Source organism: Undibacterium sp. GW821-FHT11B02 (assembly GCF_058808955.1).
Map to the genome: position 1 here is coordinate 169,947 of NZ_JBXASD010000012.1, position 17,097 is coordinate 187,043.

14 protein-coding genes are annotated in these 17,097 nt (G+C 50.1%); 4 read left to right on the forward strand and 10 right to left on the reverse strand.

Annotated features, from left to right (window positions below):
- Nucleotides 1–53 precede the first annotated feature (53 nt).
- From AC1RVX_RS23640 to AC1RVX_RS23650, 3 genes are all read left to right on the forward strand, one after another.
- The gene (locus tag AC1RVX_RS23640) at nucleotides 54–584 is read left to right on the forward strand and encodes a hypothetical protein (protein ID WP_493219039.1); all 531 of its coding nucleotides are present in this window, start codon (nucleotides 54–56) and stop codon (nucleotides 582–584) included.
- A gap of 202 nt (nucleotides 585–786) precedes the next feature.
- Complete coding sequence (arsN2, locus tag AC1RVX_RS23645; protein WP_493219040.1) at nucleotides 787–1,758, forward strand: arsenic resistance N-acetyltransferase ArsN2; 972 nt, start codon at nucleotides 787–789, stop codon at nucleotides 1,756–1,758.
- A 22-nt stretch (nucleotides 1,759–1,780) separates the two neighbouring features.
- Nucleotides 1,781–2,977: an MFS transporter gene (locus tag AC1RVX_RS23650; protein ID WP_493219041.1), complete on the forward strand. Its 1,197-nt coding sequence runs from the start codon at nucleotides 1,781–1,783 to the stop codon at nucleotides 2,975–2,977.
- 1 nt (nucleotide 2,978) lies between these two features.
- On the opposite strand, the gene AC1RVX_RS23655 is transcribed toward AC1RVX_RS23650, so the two are convergent.
- Nucleotides 2,979–3,389 carry a nucleotide pyrophosphohydrolase gene (locus AC1RVX_RS23655; RefSeq protein ID WP_493219042.1) on the reverse strand — a complete coding sequence of 137 codons (411 nt, stop codon included), beginning with the start codon at nucleotides 3,387–3,389 and terminating at the stop codon, nucleotides 2,979–2,981.
- A 229-nt stretch (nucleotides 3,390–3,618) separates the two neighbouring features.
- On the opposite strand from AC1RVX_RS23655, the gene AC1RVX_RS23660 reads away from it, so the two are divergent.
- On the forward strand, nucleotides 3,619–5,301 hold the full coding sequence (locus tag AC1RVX_RS23660; RefSeq protein ID WP_493219043.1) for an acid phosphatase: 1,683 nt from the start codon (nucleotides 3,619–3,621) through the stop codon (nucleotides 5,299–5,301).
- A gap of 126 nt (nucleotides 5,302–5,427) precedes the next feature.
- Here the strand turns inward: AC1RVX_RS23660 and AC1RVX_RS23665 are convergent, their stop codons facing one another.
- The 9 genes from AC1RVX_RS23665 to AC1RVX_RS23705 all read right to left on the reverse strand — a co-directional run bounded on the left by AC1RVX_RS23665 (nucleotide 5,428) and on the right by AC1RVX_RS23705 (nucleotide 17,020).
- Nucleotides 5,428–6,627 carry an esterase-like activity of phytase family protein gene (locus AC1RVX_RS23665; RefSeq protein ID WP_493219044.1) on the reverse strand — a complete coding sequence of 400 codons (1,200 nt, stop codon included), beginning with the start codon at nucleotides 6,625–6,627 and terminating at the stop codon, nucleotides 5,428–5,430.
- 47 nt (nucleotides 6,628–6,674) lie between these two features.
- A complete protein-coding gene (locus tag AC1RVX_RS23670; RefSeq protein ID WP_493219045.1) occupies nucleotides 6,675–7,586 on the reverse strand; it encodes a nucleoside hydrolase in 912 nt (303 codons plus the stop codon).
- A 35-nt stretch (nucleotides 7,587–7,621) separates the two neighbouring features.
- On the reverse strand, nucleotides 7,622–8,680 hold the full coding sequence (locus tag AC1RVX_RS23675) for an ADP-ribosylglycohydrolase family protein (protein WP_493219046.1): 1,059 nt from the start codon (nucleotides 8,678–8,680) through the stop codon (nucleotides 7,622–7,624).
- A 30-nt stretch (nucleotides 8,681–8,710) separates the two neighbouring features.
- Nucleotides 8,711–9,673 (reverse strand): ABC transporter permease, encoded by a 963-nt coding sequence (locus tag AC1RVX_RS23680; RefSeq protein ID WP_493219047.1) that lies wholly within the window; start codon nucleotides 9,671–9,673, stop codon nucleotides 8,711–8,713.
- The gene (locus AC1RVX_RS23685; protein ID WP_493219048.1) at nucleotides 9,673–10,845 is read right to left on the reverse strand and encodes an ABC transporter permease; all 1,173 of its coding nucleotides are present in this window, start codon (nucleotides 10,843–10,845) and stop codon (nucleotides 9,673–9,675) included. Before AC1RVX_RS23685 ends, AC1RVX_RS23680 begins: the two co-directional genes overlap by 1 nt.
- Nucleotides 10,842–12,446: an ABC transporter ATP-binding protein gene (locus tag AC1RVX_RS23690; protein ID WP_493219049.1), complete on the reverse strand. Its 1,605-nt coding sequence runs from the start codon at nucleotides 12,444–12,446 to the stop codon at nucleotides 10,842–10,844. Before AC1RVX_RS23690 ends, AC1RVX_RS23685 begins: the two co-directional genes overlap by 4 nt.
- A 16-nt stretch (nucleotides 12,447–12,462) precedes the next feature.
- The gene (locus AC1RVX_RS23695; RefSeq protein ID WP_493219050.1) at nucleotides 12,463–13,581 is read right to left on the reverse strand and encodes a BMP family lipoprotein; all 1,119 of its coding nucleotides are present in this window, start codon (nucleotides 13,579–13,581) and stop codon (nucleotides 12,463–12,465) included.
- A 67-nt stretch (nucleotides 13,582–13,648) separates the two neighbouring features.
- The gene (locus AC1RVX_RS23700; protein ID WP_493219051.1) at nucleotides 13,649–14,500 is read right to left on the reverse strand and encodes a hypothetical protein; all 852 of its coding nucleotides are present in this window, start codon (nucleotides 14,498–14,500) and stop codon (nucleotides 13,649–13,651) included.
- A 51-nt stretch (nucleotides 14,501–14,551) separates the two neighbouring features.
- Nucleotides 14,552–17,020: a TonB-dependent receptor gene (locus tag AC1RVX_RS23705; RefSeq protein ID WP_493219052.1), complete on the reverse strand. Its 2,469-nt coding sequence runs from the start codon at nucleotides 17,018–17,020 to the stop codon at nucleotides 14,552–14,554.
- Nucleotides 17,021–17,097 lie beyond the last annotated feature (77 nt).

The following is a 17,097-nucleotide window of genomic DNA, read 5'->3' on the forward strand; positions in this document are numbered from 1 at the left end:
GTTCTGTCGCAAGATATGCTTGTGACCTGCTTATTTTTCATAGAACGCATCAGATGATAGTCAGAACACTCACCGTAATTTTTGCCATTATTGCCATTTATCTGGGTATAGATAATTTACAAAAACTCAATGCCATGCGCATACCTGACACCGAGTTTGAGCAGATTGATGGCACAGTGGTTTTGATGGTGCATGACGTGGACGACAATCCTGGCTACGTTGTGACCGGCGGCTTTAATAAGCAACTGATACAGATCACCTTCTCTTACATCGTCAACGGTATCGAAAGAACAGCAGACACCATTTCACCCGTCTGCAGCCGCTGTGAAGCACATCACGTGCTGAGAATGACAGGCATGAAACCAAATGAACTGGTCCCCGGCGCCGCCATACGGGTGCTGGTATCCAAAACCGATCCTGGTAAAGCCTATCTGGCCCTGCCTACATCTGGCGAAAAACAGGCGCAGATGTGGACGGTGTTCCTGTGGTTGATTTTTGCTCCGGGCATGGCCCTGCTATTCTATAAAATGGAAGGCAGCAGCAAACGACCGGATGAGACAGATAGCGACAAACCTGCCGCCTGATCGCAAACCATCTACCAAATACGCAAAAGGTTCTTAGCTGTATTACTTGCCCTGACCGTTATCAGTTAGCGAACACAATGTCCATTAAGCACATTAGTTGTGTTTGACAACAATTAATAACAGCGCGTATGATCGTTGTCAAACGCAACAATTTAAAGAAAATACCTGACTGCAGCCAAGTTAACGCGCCCTAAATTTATTCATGAATACACTTACCTCTACCGGCGCCTTGATCAGGGAATTTGTCCGGCTTTATGCTCGCGACCAGCGAGCCAAAGCGAATTGCGGCAATGGCGCATCCACTGTGCAATGTCACCTAATGACAGAACTGCTGCGTGAAGATGGTCTTACCCAGCAAGCGCTGGTGAAGCGTCTGGGTCTTGACAAAGGCTGGATCAGCCGGGCAAGTGACGCGCTGGTGGCGGACGGCACACTATCAAAAACAGTCAATGCAGATAACCGGCGCAGCGTCAGTTTGCGCCTGACAACTGCAGGCAGAAAACGCGCAATTGCTCTTGATGCAAGCTTGAACCGTCATGCAGATCAGCTATTGCTTGACGCCGATGCTAAACAACAATCAGCAATCACAACTGCCATGCAGGTGTTGCTCGATGCGCTACAAAAAGAGACCAAATCAGGCTGTGGTGCAGCGCCACCAATCTGTAAAACATCAGACAAAACCTTAACTCTGCCAGAGCAATTGACATTTCAGTCTGCCAGCAGAAAAGACTGGCCCGCAATACGACTGCTGTTAAGCAGCCAGGGCTTGCCCTTGGAAGGTGCCTATGCGCATCTCCAACACTTTCAGATTAACTTGCTCAATGGCGAGTTAATAGCTTGTGGTGGATTGGAAGTCTATGGGCAAGACGCCCTCTTACGCTCTCTTGCCGTCGAGCCAGCAGCGCAAGGGCAAGGATGTGGCCAACAACTGGTAACGCATTTGATTGATGCAGCCCGTGCCACAGGCATAAAACGCCTGTATCTGCTTACCACCAATGCCGGACAGTATTTTCAACAATTCGGCTTTCGTGACATACCTGCCAGCAAACTACCTGTCAGTCTAAAGGCATCCAGCCAGTTGCAGGGGGCATGTCCGGCTTCGGCTATTGCCATGCAATTAAAACTGGTACGTGCTGACCAATTAACACGCTCAAGAAAAGCGCCTGTACGCTAAACGCAGCCCCATTATTTTCAAGATGAAACATACCCCGCACGCCCTGAAAACCATCGCCATTCTGGCTGTCACACAAATTCTGTCGTGGGGATCACTGTATTATGCTATCGCCATCCTGGCTCCGGAAATCCAGAAAGAAATGGGCTGGCGGGCCGAGCTGGTGTTTGGTGCGTTTTCCTGGAGCCTGCTGGTGGCCGGGATGATCGCCACCTATTCCGGTATGCTGCTGGATCGTCATGGTGGCAGACTGGTTATGGGCATGGGTTCTGTCACTTGCGGTCTGGGCCTGATATTACTGAGCAGCGCACACACGCTGCCGATTTATTTCCTGGCCTGGAGCATACTGGGGTTGGCCATGGCGATGACACTGTATGAAGCAGCCTTTGCCACCATCACCCATCATTTCACCATCCACAGCCGGCAGGCTATTTCTACCCTGACCCTGTTTGGTGGTTTTGCCAGTACCGTATTCTGGCCGCTGACCCAAAAATTGAATGGATTGCTCGGCTGGCGCGATACCTATCTTGCCTATGGTATTGCCCAGTTGTTTATTTGCCTGCCCCTGCATTTGCTGTTGCAGGCGAAAAAGCCTGCACCGCCCGCAGATCCGGAAACAGCAAAAACGGCACAAAAAACAACCCGTAGCCACAGCCTGCAAGAAGCCTTGCGTAATCCTACTTTCTGGAAACTGGCATTTGCTTTTTCTGCAAACAGCTTCGTCTTTTCTGCCATGTCTGTACACCTGATCCCTCTATTAGGTCAGATCGGTCACCCAGCGGCGCTGGCAGTATTCATGGCAGCGCTGATAGGCCCAATGCAGGTTGCCGGCCGCATAGGCGAAATGACCCTGGCAAAAAATGCCATGCCGCAAACCGTGGGCAAGTTCACTTTTGCCGCCTTGCCAGCAGCACTGATAGCGCTGATACTGTTTGGCACACATGCCTGGGCCATCGCATTGTTCTGTATTTTTTACGGTTTGAGCAATGGTATCCTGACGATCGTACGTGGCACCATTCCACAAGCCCTGTTCGGCACAGAAAACTATGGTGCGATTTCTGGCGCCATGTCAGGCCCGGCGCTGTTTTCCAAAGCCGCTGGCCCGCTGATCATTGCCAGCCTGGTACAACATGCGTCGTCACCAAATGTGATTTTTGCCTGCCTGCTGATGTTTTCCCTTGCTTCACTAGCGTTTTATCTGGCAGCGTTGAAATCAAAGTGATTCAGGATTTTTCCTGATCATGGTATTCAGTATATTTCCGGGCATCCCCTTTGACCAAAGGAGCAGGATACTTTAAGGCATTCAGCACAATTTTTTCCTCGCAGGCAGCAAACAAATCCACATCCAGGCTGTCTGCCAGCATGATGAGGTAATTCATTACATCAGCCATTTCATGGCGAACAGCAGTTCTTGCCTGCTCATTTAATTCTGCCGGTTTGCCTGTGGGCAGCCATTGAAAAATCTCCAGCAACTCTGCCGCCTCAACGGTCAAGGCGCTGGCCAGGTTTTTGGGTGTGTGAAACTGCGCCCAGTCACGATCAGCAACGAACTGCCGGAGCTTGTCCCTGACAGCCTTACAGGCATCTGTTGACGTATCTTCTGGTGTACTTGTTTTGGTAGTTGATGAGGACATGATTTTCTCTTGAAAAAAGCACTGTATACCATTATGCATCATGGCCCTGTAGCTTACGTCCATACCTTACGCCCAAATTCCTGCCATATCAATTTCCACCAAGCGTGAAGTAAAAAATGGGATAGATTAATTGAGCAAATGAACGAGCGCTATCATATAATCTTGAGCGAAAATGACAGCTATTAATTGAAGACTTTATTATTTAATTCATCACCTTTCTGGAGCCAATATGTCAGATAAGCAGCCGCCTACTCATAGTGAAGACCCGGATCTCCCAACAGATCCATCCCGTCGACGCTTACTACAAGGTGCAGCTGTTGCTAGTGTTGTTGGAAGCATACCTGTCATAGGAGACGCAGCCACACACAAAACGGATAAAGTCGTCGCTGGTTCACTGGACACCAAACTGAAGGCCCATATCAAAAATGTGGTCGTGATTTATCTGGAAAACCGTAGCTTCAATAATCTGTTTGGCAATTTCCCTGGTGTCAGCCAGCCGTTGTCGAATGTTCCTGCCTCTGTTTTCACACAAAAAGACAGGGATGGTACTGTCTTGAGCACCTTGCCCAAAATCTGGGGTGGAATGGTGCCGCGTGCGCAAAACCTGGGTGGTAAAAATTATGTGATTGCTGAAGACAAGATCAACGGCCTGCCAAATGCGCCATTTTCTTTGAAGGATGCGGAAGGTTTGCCTCTTCCTGAATCGGTCATCACCCGGGATTTATGGCACCTGTTCTATCAAAATCAGATGCAGATCAACGGGGGGAAAAATGATCGTTTCGTCGCCTGGGCAGACTCCGGTGCACTGACCATGGGCCATTACGGAGAAACACACAAGAATCTCGACTTATGGAAAATCGCTCAGCAATATACCCTTTGTGATAATTTCTTCATGGCGGCATTTGGTGGCTCGTATCTGAATCACCAGTTCCTGATCTCTGGCAGGACTCCCGAATATTTTGATGCACCGAATACCTCAGCAAAGAAAAAGATAGTAGTCACTGAAGACGGCCCAACCGGGGTAAAACTGGCAGTAGACAAAGATAGTCCCGCATCGGCGCTGGATGGCAAGCCAAAATTCGTCAACGACGGCACCATTACTCCTGACGGTTATGCGGTCAACACTATGGCACCGCCTTATCAGCCTAGCTACATCAAGCCTGCCCCAGGCGGCGACCCGACCTTGGCAGACCCGCAAGACCCGGGCACATTACCACCACAAAGTTATGACACCATAGGGGATCTGCTGTCACGGAAAGGTGTCAGTTGGGCCTGGTATGGCGGTGCCTGGCAAGTTGCTTTGGAATATAAGGGTGGTGGTGAAAAACCAAATTTCCAGTATCACCACCAACCTTTTAATTATTTCAAGCAATTTGCACCAGGCACATCAGCGCGCAAGGAACATTTACGCGACGGTGGCTTGGGTGATAGTCCCATTTCCAACAAGTTTCTTGCAGATGTCATTGCAGGCAAATTGCCAGCTGTCACATTCTATAAACCACAGGGTAATCTCAACCTGCATGCAGGTTATTCCGATGTCGAATCTGGAGATCAGCATGTCGCCAATGTGTTGGAGCATTTGAAAAAAAGCCCCCAGTGGAAAAACATGTTGATCGTCATTGCCTTCGATGAAAATGGTGGTTGGTGGGATCATGTTGCACCGCCAAAGGGAGATCGCTGGGGGCCTGGATCCCGCATTCCGGCCATTATCGTCTCCCCGTATGCGAAGAAGGGAAATGTTGATCATAGCTTCTACGATACAACGTCGATTCTGCGTTTTATTACACGCTTGCACGGCTTACCTCTGTTGGAAGGTATTAAAGTGCGTAACGCGGCCTTTATTGAACGGGGGGCTTTGCCTCCGGGTGATCTGACTGGCGCATTGAGTTTTGCTGAACACCAGGCAGGCTAAAAGCGTGCTAAATCGGCAGCACCATTTGTACTTGAGCAGATGGTGTTACCGCGTTAGTTAAAATATGTGATTCACTTATTCAGGCTCTTATACTTTTGAAGAGCATGAATAAGGTGTTCCGTTGCCCTATTTCGGCAGTATTTCAAAAACCAGAAGTTGTGTAACCTGGGTCTGATCGAAATTATCATCTGACACGAGCACGATGGTGTCATGCCCGTTGGGCAATTTATGTCCCCATGCGATGCCTTCTATATTGTCAATCTTTGGCAAACCGGCTTCGTTCAAATTCAAGACCAGTCTTTTTCTGACCGGCACATAATTTGAATTCTTTAGCGAAGCAATGTCCTTAATATCCGTTGCCCCTAAAATGTCTAACTCATAAAGGCGGATGTAAAATTTGAAAACACCTGCCGCATCCTGAACACCGGAGCGTTCAAGCACAAATAGCTGATGCTCATTGATCGCCAATATTTCAGACACGCCGTTATCGCTGAATCTGCCAGGTGCTGCCGCCGCCTGAATTGGATCAAGTGGATAGGCATATTGTTCAAACACCTTGCCCTGACGATCAAAACGCGTGATGCGACTGATACCTCCTTTATCAATACTGGAAACCGGTCCATCCTGATATAAAGCTGTTTCCATACCTAGCCACAGGTATTTTCCGTCCGGCGAAAAACTCAGGCCTTCGAAGCTTAAATTATTCCTTGACCCAATTTCTTCATTGGGCGACACATTAAACATGGCAGGTACAGGTAAGGTGGAAAGATAACTGCCATCCCGATTCGCATGCTTTATAAATGGGTTGAGCCCCAATTTCCGGCTACCTTCGCTTGCATACCAGATAGTGCTGTCCAAGGGGTCGAAGCGTATCGATTCAATGTCTGGAACTTCACCACCCTCTTTCGCAAACAAGTTTATATCTGGATAGTTTTTTCCATTGGCTTGTTTAAAAAAGTTCACTCCCGTCAGTGTCACTGATTTAAAAGCATCCTGATCATAATCCAGCCTGGCCGTATAAAAACGTGCCGGACTATACTCTGACCTGTCATCACTTTCCAATATCCATGTCTCAGTACGTGGATCGTAGTCAATCCCCGACAGTCCTCCTACCACAGTGTCACCATACACAGCTTTTAAAGGAATTCGCTGTTCTCCAATGTATCGAAGATCGCCAACAGCATGCTGCACTGTATTGTTCAGGGCAGTACCTGTAGCGCAAGCTGACATCAGCAGCGCAACGCACAGTACTGTTGCCAATCTGATGATTTGAGTTGGTGATGTCATTGATGTTGTCCGTCCACAAAGTTTTACCAATAAAGTCATATCATTTCCTAAGTCCGTCGGGCGTGCAGACATCTCATCCTGGAAAATCAAGCAAGCATACGAATTGAGGAGTGCACGAGATTTAACAGAGCGTCGTCATGCACCTGCGTAATTGCCTGCACATTTACCTTGCGCCCGTCCATCTGAGAGCCAAACCAGGACATGGCATAACCCTCAGTAGGGCCGTGCCGACAATCTACGGTCACAGCACATGCTTCACCTTCAAACAAGCTGCTGTCCAACAAATACGCAACTGGACAGGCGTCGTGAAGCAGCGGGTCCAGTTTGGCATAGGCTTCCAGCATGTCAGCAGTCAGACGGCCACAATGCGTGTCAATAGTTGAAAAGGACTGTATCCATTCTGGTGACATCACCACCTGGTGTGTCACGTCCAGAGGGAAAAGTACAATACTGGCATCCGTCGTAATGACAATTTCTGCGGCAACCGGGTCTGCATAGAAATTAAATTCCGCTGCCGGCGTTACGTTACCAGGGCATCGTAGTGCGCCGCCCATGATAAGTAACTGCTTTGCCCGCTTCAAAATACCAGGTGATAAACGCTCTGCCAGCGCCAGATTGGTCAGTGGCCCTATCGCCACGAGTTCGATGCTTCCTTCTTCGTGTGCAAGCAGCATTTCAATCAGGCGGTTTGCCGCGTGGCCAGCCTGGACTGACCTGTCAGCCCCAAACTCAACCCCACCCAAGCCGTCTTCACCATGCACCAGATTGCAACGGGGTTCTGCATATCCCAACGGAAATGCCGCACCGGCATATACCGGCACATGGTTTTGTCCAGCGGCGTCAAGTATCCTGCGCGCATTCCTTGCCGTGATCGTTACAGGACGATTACCTGCGACCGTGGTGACAGCAAGCAGGTCCAGCTGGTCGCTGGAAGCGGCCAATAGCAGTGCCAGCGCATCGTCAATACCTGGGTCACAGTCGATAATAATTTTTTTCATGGTCTTACTGCTCACTATTATTTGTAAACATGCTTCTATCTATGATGGCGATCAGCAATCACAGCCAAAGACCGGGCCAGCTTATCAAGATCAAAATCAGCCCTATTTGCTTGCTTGAATTCCATGACCAGATTCTGCGGCAGCTTCTCAGTACCAACCAGCGCACCGACGATAGACCCGGCCATGGTGGCAATGGAATCGGTATCATTGCCGATGGATGCACTCAATGCGATTGTGCGCATTGCATCACCTTTGGCATAAGCAACGACGCCAATTGCCGCTGGAACCGACTCTGCGGCCAGCACAGAATTACCCACCATATGCTCCATCCTGGTCAGAAAAGAATAATCGTCAGTCGCCTCCGCAGCGATACTCAAGGCCATTTCAAGTCGTGCAAGATATTGCGGGCCAGCTACCATGCGTGCATTTTCACTGGCAAGTCGCTCACCAATATAGGCGCCCTCTATCGCGCCTTTAATCACATCATTGAGATTGTTTGATACCAGAGCCTGTGATACAGCGGCAGCCACGGAACAAGCGGCAGAAATAGCAACATTCGTGTCATGAGATGGCAGACAGGTAATCAGGGCCTGACGACATGCTGCGTTGAGATTCCCAGGATATATCAAGCCAGCCGGGGCAACCCGCATTGCTGCCCCGTTCGTGGTCCCGACAGATGTCATTTTGCGATGAGACGTTCCGATAATCCCGACCATCGCTGTATCTGTTCCCTCTTGCAGTGCTTTGACTATGCCTGCGGTACTTGGTCCCATGAAACCGGCCTTGGGGCTGTTACTTGCCCAATCCAGCAGACACGCGACCCAGCCTGCCTGATCCAGCGCCCCATCAGCCTCAACCATCGCACGTGCCAGGTAATACATCTGACTGGCATCATCAGTAACTTCGCCACGTTTGCCGGCATTTGCGCCCGCAAATGTATCGTCAGGTGGCGTGTCGAAATCGAAAACCAGGCCACGATATTTCTTGAAAATCTCGTCGATGGACCATTGTTCAGTCGGCGCGCCCAAAGCATCACCCATGCCTGCCAATAGCAGCGAAGCCAGAATCCTGTCCTGGAATATAAGCTTGTTCAAAAATTGCTCCTTCATTTTAATAACGCCCACTTAAACAGAGAGTTTTCGTTGACGCATGCCAGCAAAAACAAGTACAACGATCGTAATAATTGGCGGTATCATGTACACCAATTGTGTAGGGATTTTGAACATGCCCAATTGCGTTGCCAGTACCGACGATGCGCCGAATACGCAAGCAGCGATGAAGGTGCCAGTTGCTGTTCTGCCACCCAGGAAAATCGCAGCCAAGGCCAGGAAACCGCGACCTGCAACCATGTCTGACTGGAACAGTGACAGGTAACCCATGCTTAAATAAATGCCCCCCAGGCTCGCCAGAAATCCACTGAGAAAAAAGCCTATGTACTGGACACGTTTCACAGGTATCCCGGCGATGAGGGCTGCGTCACGGTTTTCACCTACTGCACGAAGCCAGGTGCCGTAGCGTGTTCGTCCAAAAAAAAGCCGCACCAAAACAACACTCACAAACGCCAGATACAACAAAACATGGTGGCCGTGCCCTCCGTCTCCATTGAGCAAGACGTCCAGTGGCGGATAGTCAGCCAAACCAGGGACATGGATCAGAGGCAGACTCGGACTGTTCAGGCTGGCTGTCGAGCCTTTATCGCCGACTATCGATACCAACAAGAAAACCGTTAATCCTGCCGCAAGAATATTGACGGCAATACCTGCAACAATCAGATCAGCTTTCAATTCAAGATGAAACACTGCCAGCACCCCGGTAAGTAACAAGGCTGCTACGATGCCTGCAACGGCACCTGTCCAGGGGTAAATCCAGGGTGATAATCCAGGCAACCATACCTGGGAATAAAACGATGCAATGACACCAAAAAATGCTGCGACCAGCATTACACCTTCCAGCGCCACGTTGATGCTGCCCGCCAGGTCAGAAATCAATCCACCCAGCGCGGCGAACACGATGGGGGTCGACGCCCGCATGATTGCTACCACCAGGGTGGCGGCAAATGTCGTCAGTGCAATCGCATCTAAGTTCATTATTTCTGCCCCTTTAAGCGTAGTAAGAATGCAGATTTTTGCTGAATGGATTTCCAGAACTTTTGCAATCTGGCAGAAAAACTTTCTGGAATAAGGTGTTCAGCAACAACAAACAGGATGATGAGTGCCTGGACTACTTGCACAACTTCATGTGACACATCAGTCGTACGTTCCATCGCCTGGGCCCCGGTACGAAGATAGGCATAGAAGAATGCGGCAACCGGAATGGCCTTGGGATCGTTGCGCGCCAACAAGGACACTACCAGCCCATCAAAGCCCAGCCCCGGTGACAATTCAACCGGCAGCCGCTTTAACAGGCCGTTGCTGATGTGCAGGCCTGCGAATGCAGCAAACGCACCACCGAATGCCATGGAAAGGACAATGGAGCGCGTTACCGGCATGCCCACCCGGCGAGCGAAAGCCGGAGCAGAACCAACGGTACGTATCTCGTAACCTATCGTTGTACGCATCAGCAAAAACCAGGCTGTGAACACAACCAAAGGCAACAAGTACAACATGGTGTTGACATTGGTATGTGCAATCAAGCCTGAAAAGACCGATGAGGAAGGCAAAACTGGCGTTACCAGATAACCGGCTGCGGGGTCACGCATATATTCAGAAATGATCAGGCGATACAGTTGCACGGCGATCAGATTAAGCATGAGCGTAGTCACAATCTCGTTGACCTGGTAACGAGCTTTCAATAGTCCAGGCATCAGGCCCCAAATGAAGCCAGTCAAAATGGCTGCCACAAATACAATGGGTAAGAGGAAGGGAAAGCCATCCCCCAGATACAGACTGACCGCAGCAGCAGCCAGCGCCGACAAAAACAATTGTCCATCCGCACCAAGCGAAAACTGGCGTGCCCGGAATGGAATGGCAACGGCAAGACCGAGAAAGGTCAGCGTAATGGTGTCTTCGATGACAGAACCAAAACGCACCATGCGCCGCAATTGCCATCCATGCAAATCGCTCCAGCGGATTTCAGGTAATGGCCCAGTAAGCATGGTCAGGTAGGCACGAACGGGTTCCTTGCTGACCGTGACGGTTACCAGAAATCCAATCAGCAAAGCGCACAACACGGCTAAAAACAAACGCAGACGCCGCCGCCAGACCAGATCAGTACGAATAGTCAGCATGGATGAGGTGCTATCTTTTAGACTGTCTGTCATGCCAGCCCCTCAACAACTTCAACATCCTGTATCACCCCTGAACCAGTGCCGGCTGCTGACTGACGTTTCGCACCTGTCATGTATAACCCCAATTCATTTGCGCTTACCTGCCCCCCGGTAAATTGACCGACGATTTGCCCTTGCGCTAGCACTGCAATGCGATCAGAGAGCGCAAGGATTTCATCCAGTTCAGCGGATATCAATAATATGGATGCGCCCTGATCCCGCAATTCAATCAGATACTTCCTGAGCATGTCACTGGCACCAAGATCAACTCCACGCGTTGGCTGGCACGCGATCAAAAACAGCGGCTTCGTGGCAACTTCCCGGGCAAAAACAAGCTTTTGCATATTGCCGCCTGAAAGTGCACCGATGATGGTTTCTGCCGACTCGGCAACGACACCGTAGTACCGAATGAGTTGATTGGCAAAATCCCGGATGTTCGCCCTGTTCAAGCTTCCGAATCTGGAAAATGGCCGTTTATAGTAATCAACGGCCATGACATTTTCTGCAATGCTCATGTCTGTGGCAACGCCATCATGCAGCCGGTCTTCCGGTATGTTGGCGACTCTGTGCAAACGCGCTGAGCGCACACCCTGCCCTGTGTAAATCTGCCCATCTACGGCGGCATACCCCTCAGAAGGCCGGCGCGATCCACACAAAACCTCGGCCAGGAAGGATTGTCCATTGCCTTCGATGCCGGCGATACCCAGTATTTCTCCCGGCGCGATATCGAAGGATACTTTCTTCAATGCATATCGCCCATCATCACGAACCACACTGAGATCGCGTACGCTCACCAGTGGCGCAAGTGCGTCTTTCCGGGCCCGCTGAATCTGCAGCGGTGTCAATGCCCTGCCTACGATCAGTCCGGTCAGTTCAACTTCACTGACAGTTCTGGCGTCACCCAGCCCCGCCACTTTTCCGCCGCGCAGTATGGTGTAGCGATCCGACACATCGCGTACCTCTGAAAGTTTGTGGGTGATGATCACCACCGTCAGCCCGAGCTCAACCAGTTTGCGTAATGCTGTGAACAAGGCATCTGCTTCCTGTGGTGTCAGCACTGCGGATGGTTCATCCAGCAGCAACAGGCGGGCACCGCGATACAAAGCTTTCAGTATCTCTACCTTCTGTTGTTCACCCAGCGACAAATCTGCCACTATCGCTAGTGGATCAACCTCCAGCCCGAACCTGGCCGATACAGCACGCACTTCGGCAATCGCACGACCATCATCCACAAGCATGCCGCGCATAGGCTCACGGCCCAACACGATATTTCTCGCCACTGAAAATGATGGCACCAGCTTCAGGTGTTGCGGGACAAGACCGATCCCTGCAGCGATCGCATCTCGTGGTGTACGGAATCGCAATTGGCGCCCTTCGAAGATAATGTCCCCGGCATCCGGCTGTTCCAGACCGTAAATCAACTTCATCAAAGTAGATTTTCCGGCACCATTTTCGCCGACGATTGCATGGATATCGCCACGCCGTATACCAAAACTGACCCTGTCATTGGCAAGAATACCGTTGATGTATCGCTTCGATACCCCGGTCAATTCCAGGATATAAGTTGGCTTATTGTCAGGATGATCAGCTTGCATGTTCTGCTCCACGACCTCAGGGCTTGCGCTTTACCGTCGCATCGCTGCTGGTAAAGGTAAGTTGTGTAAAAACACCAGGAACCTGGACGCGTTTTTCAATGACTGCACGTTCTGCTTCGTTAAGGCTTGTAAGCACGGCGGCAGGGACCTTCGCCATGACGTCCGAATCGCGCACCAGACGCACCCCGCCTTCTGCCAGGCCGAGTGACTCAGTCTGTCCATATGTCAGGCTACCTGCCAGTTGCTGCTGTACGGCACGTAAAATACCGACATCCACGTTCTTAATGACGGACGTCACTATCCGTGCCGCCCGTTGCGGGTTAGACACCCGGTACAAGGCATATTGGTCAATATCGACACCTATCGCATAACGACGTGACTCCGCAGCTGCCTCATTGACACCCTGCCCGGTTGCACCTGCTGCGTGAAAAATAAGCCCCACACCCCGCGCATATTGCGCTTTGGCGATATCCTTGCCCGCGGCGGGGTCAGAAAAAGAATTAGCGAACTGGCTCAAAATCTGCGCGTCCGGGGATGCGGCTTTTGCTCCTGCCCGAAACCCGATGAAAAAATCTTCTATGACAGAGATTTGCATGCCACCTATCACTCCCAGGCCGCTTCCGGCAGCGACATCTGGCAAGCCATTCTGCATCAGCTTTTCCGCAAGAAAACCGGCAAGATAAGCGCCTTCGTTCTGTCTGAAAAGTATGGAGTGCACATTTTTGCAACGACACTTCTGGTAATCCACTGCAGCATCAAATACCACGAAGTGGCTTTCCGGAAATTCCCCGGCAAGTTTTTGTACATAGGGCACCATGGAAAACGTGCCGGTAACGATCAAATCATATTCACCGCTATCTGCCAGATCCGTCAACGCAGCTTCCCAACGAGTCGGGTCAACGCCACCTTCAATCACTTTGGCAAATACGGGCAATGTTTTCCTGGCCTGATCCATGCCACGCGCAGCAGAATCGAAGAAGGATTTATCACCCAGGGTTCCGTTGACGAATAGAGCAACGCGTAGTTGTGCATTGCCGCTCTTGCGGATATCAGTACTCCCGGTCACAGCAAGTATCAGGTAGAGCAATGCCAGAATTGCAGCAAAGCATGCCACCTGAAATAAGAATTCTTTCACTATCCGCATTGCTGAAATCCTTCAATATGCATGTGACTTTTGAATCGGGTACTCATGCAACAACACTTCATGGGGTCTTTTGACGACGCGCCGCCATATCCAGGATAGATCTCCGATATTCAATCAAATACGCTGGACTCAACCAGTGTTCATATTCTTGCTGAAAAACGGCCGACAATTTTGTGCTCCTCTGCGCAGACAAGACCGCTTCATAGGCATCATCCGCTGACAACGCTTTGCTACATGCAATCACAACCGGTAACAACATACTTGCTTGTGTAACCGGCATAAAAGCATAGTTGCCCAAGTTCTTGAAGTAAATCAATTCTTCTTCATAACCCAAAACGATATCTACCCTACCTGCATCCAGCATCCGCATCAAGACTTCAAAACTACCGGCCATCTCGGATTGACTAAAGGGTGCAATGGCTTGCAGAGAACGGTCAATGTCGGCTCCGTAGCTCCGTCCCCTCACGATCCCAACCCGGACCTTGTACTCTTTGGCTAATTGAATCAGATCCAGATGTCCTGGTTTATCTATCAACTTGTCTGTCAACTTACTGAACTGTTGAAGAAATCCTGCACGCATGATTAATCCAGCACTTCGTATCCAACCCAAAGGTGGCGTATAACGCATATAGTCCGCCCCTTTTCCATCATCAACCACTGTGAACGCGCAATATGGACCGCCTGCTTTCATCAGCATGTTCATCCGTGCCGGGGGAACCAGCTCAGTCTTATGCGCAAGATTTGGAATGTCGCCACGAATCAAGGTCTCAACGGCATCAATGTATCCTCCGGACAGATTACCTGCACTGCTTATATTTGCAGGCGGCGGATCGGTATGCAACCAGTTGATTTCACCGGCAGTGACATCACTCCATATCGCCAATAAAATCAACAGTCGGCTACCTGACATTTCGCCTCCCCCAAACTACCAGAACTTTACACAGTATCAAAAACCAGAAGATCAGAAATGAGTACGCAGCGTTATAAACAGAGTTCTCGGACTACCCAAAAAATATCGCCCTGACGTCAAAGGATTCGAGGTTGTAAGCTCAGAGCCAACACCGGCAAGATATTGTTTGTTAAACAGATTGTCGATGTTGAAAGCAATTTCTGTCTTGGTGAAACTGCCCAAAAAACTGCCATTCAAACGGTAACTTCCAGAAAGACCAATCAGCGTGTAATTGGGCATGTACTCTCTGGGGTAAAAATCAGGACCGCCTTTGACCACAGTGTTTGGTACAACATTGTAGGTCCCTGCCGCTTGTCCGACATACTTTGCATTGGCAGTCAAACGCCAGCCGGCAGAAGATTTCCATGTAATTTCAGCGAACGCATTATGCCGCGCAGCGCCCAGCACTGGGTCACCGGCTTTGATACCTTCCGCTAGCGTATCTTCTACATAGTGTGCGTCATTGAACGCATAATTAGCGTACAGCTCCAGATGTTCAAAACTGGCACGTGCTGTCAGTTCAACACCGCGTGAGCTGATGCCACCCAGATTTTGGAAAGTTGTTTTTGCATCTCGCGAAAAAATATCTCCGTTGGGATTGCCATTTTGAATGGAAATCCGATCACGATAATCAATCGCATAGACTGTCATGCCCAGTCCATATGGACCTTTCAGCCAACGAATACCCGCATCTTTATTAACGGAAGTTTCTGGCTTGATACCATTTTTCGCATCAATCGCCGCAGTGCCTTCGAAAACACTATCTGGAATCGCACTAAAGTTTTTAGAGCCACTGACAAAGAATTCCCAATCGTCATTGATCCTGTACAACGCAGCAAGTTTTGGCAATAGTCCTGAAGAAACTGTCAACTGACGTTCACCATTAAATTCGACAGGTGAGCTGTAAGTTTCGCTGAAGCGCTGGTAAGTCGCACCGACATCCAGTTCCAAGCGGTCATCCAGCAGGTTCATCTTGTCTTGCGCGTACATCATCCCTGCATTGGAATTGTAGTGGCGGTCTTGCGTAATCGAATATAAATTGCTGTCAGAATAAGCTGCACTGACGGTCGGATCTGTCGCCAGGTACCAGTTACGCGTCTTTGCACGGCTGATATGCTCATACCAACCACCGGCTCTGAGCGAGTGACCACTATCCAGATTGGTAGCCAATTCAACCAAAGTCCCTTTTCTATCCATCTCATAGCCACCGCGCCGCGTAGTAGCCTCGCGTGCACCCCATTGGCTCGCTGGATTCATGGCATATTTAGCCGCAGCAGGACATCCACCAGCCAGCAGTAAAGCGCTTGCATCCGTTGTAAGCAACACACTGGATGTCGGAATCAATCCACCCGAAGCCGAGGTTTGGTATTGATTCGCATAACATTCCTGCACGGTAGACACGGGCGAGCCACCAGGTGCCACGGCACTGTAGAGGACGCCATTGGTAGGCCTTTGCTTATAGGGAACATAGAACCATCCATCACCATCTTGATGATGGAAGTAAGGTTTGACTGTCAACTTGGTTGCGTCGCCCAGTTTTTGAATCCAGTCAATGTGGGAAAATACTTCAGTGCTGCCAATCCCGCGTGTTCCACGGTAATTTTGATCGATGGCCGGATTACCCGTCCAATGATCAGTCAGCCCATCCGTACTGGAATTGGTTTCGAAGTTTGATTTATAGAACGGCGCACTGACGGCACGCAAAGCCACGGCATCATAATCATTGTCAGCCATCTTGTTGTAGCTGACCGTAGCACGCACACTCGACCCATTTCCCAGGTCTTTCAAGACGCGAATATCTGCATGATCACGCTTGCTACGACCGGACTGATCCCCTGGCCATGTTCTTACATACTCATGCGAAAAGTCACCATACGCACTAATCCCATTTTCAAATCGACCGGTATCGTATCGGACAAACTCTCTTTGATAACCATAATTACCGACCGATATTTCTGCATCACCGCCGCGTTCCCTGCTTGGATCACGCGTTCTGAAATCGATATATCCACCCAAGGCTTGATTGGAAGGCGTACCAAGATCGCCAGCGGTCTGGGAAACATCTACCCGTGTGATATTCGCTGTATCCAGTAAGCGATTAGGCATGGTTCCCCCATTCGACAAGGTTGAACCATTGGGAATGCCGTCTATCGATATACCGATCTGCTCCTTGTTGAATCCACGCATAGACAGTCGCATTGAAAAACTGCCGGTCAATGCATCACTTGAGCCAACCTGCAAACCCGGGACCCTGGTCAGCAATTTGAGTGGATCAAGACCAGCAGGTTGCTGCTGAATCGTTTCTTTATCAATGACACTATTCGCCCTGGCCTCGCCCTTGCCCAGCACTTTTCCTGTCACCTCGACAACGGTAACCGCCCCCTCCGCTGGCGTCGCAACGGCTTCTTGCGCACTGGCCGCACCGCCCCACTGAAACGCCACCACCGTACCTGCCGCAAACATTCCTATCCTACGATACATGATACCCCCGATTAATATGTAAAGTTTTCGATTCTTAAGCTGACTCAATTTGCATCTGAATTTCGACGGAAAGAAGA

Coding starts and splice junctions, on each gene's coding strand:
- AC1RVX_RS23640 (WP_493219039.1), top strand. CDS start 54: ATGATAGTCAGAACACTCACCGTAATTTTTGCCATTATTGCCATTTAT.
- arsN2 (WP_493219040.1), top strand. CDS start 787: ATGAATACACTTACCTCTACCGGCGCCTTGATCAGGGAATTTGTCCGG.
- AC1RVX_RS23650 (WP_493219041.1), top strand. CDS start 1,781: ATGAAACATACCCCGCACGCCCTGAAAACCATCGCCATTCTGGCTGTC.
- AC1RVX_RS23655 (WP_493219042.1), bottom strand. CDS start 3,389: ATGTCCTCATCAACTACCAAAACAAGTACACCAGAAGATACGTCAACA.
- AC1RVX_RS23660 (WP_493219043.1), top strand. CDS start 3,619: ATGTCAGATAAGCAGCCGCCTACTCATAGTGAAGACCCGGATCTCCCA.
- AC1RVX_RS23665 (WP_493219044.1), bottom strand. CDS start 6,627: ATGACTTTATTGGTAAAACTTTGTGGACGGACAACATCAATGACATCA.
- AC1RVX_RS23670 (WP_493219045.1), bottom strand. CDS start 7,586: ATGAAAAAAATTATTATCGACTGTGACCCAGGTATTGACGATGCGCTG.
- AC1RVX_RS23680 (WP_493219047.1), bottom strand. CDS start 9,673: ATGAACTTAGATGCGATTGCACTGACGACATTTGCCGCCACCCTGGTG.
- AC1RVX_RS23685 (WP_493219048.1), bottom strand. CDS start 10,845: ATGACAGACAGTCTAAAAGATAGCACCTCATCCATGCTGACTATTCGT.
- AC1RVX_RS23690 (WP_493219049.1), bottom strand. CDS start 12,446: ATGCAAGCTGATCATCCTGACAATAAGCCAACTTATATCCTGGAATTG.
- AC1RVX_RS23700 (WP_493219051.1), bottom strand. CDS start 14,500: ATGTCAGGTAGCCGACTGTTGATTTTATTGGCGATATGGAGTGATGTC.
- AC1RVX_RS23705 (WP_493219052.1), bottom strand. CDS start 17,020: ATGTATCGTAGGATAGGAATGTTTGCGGCAGGTACGGTGGTGGCGTTT.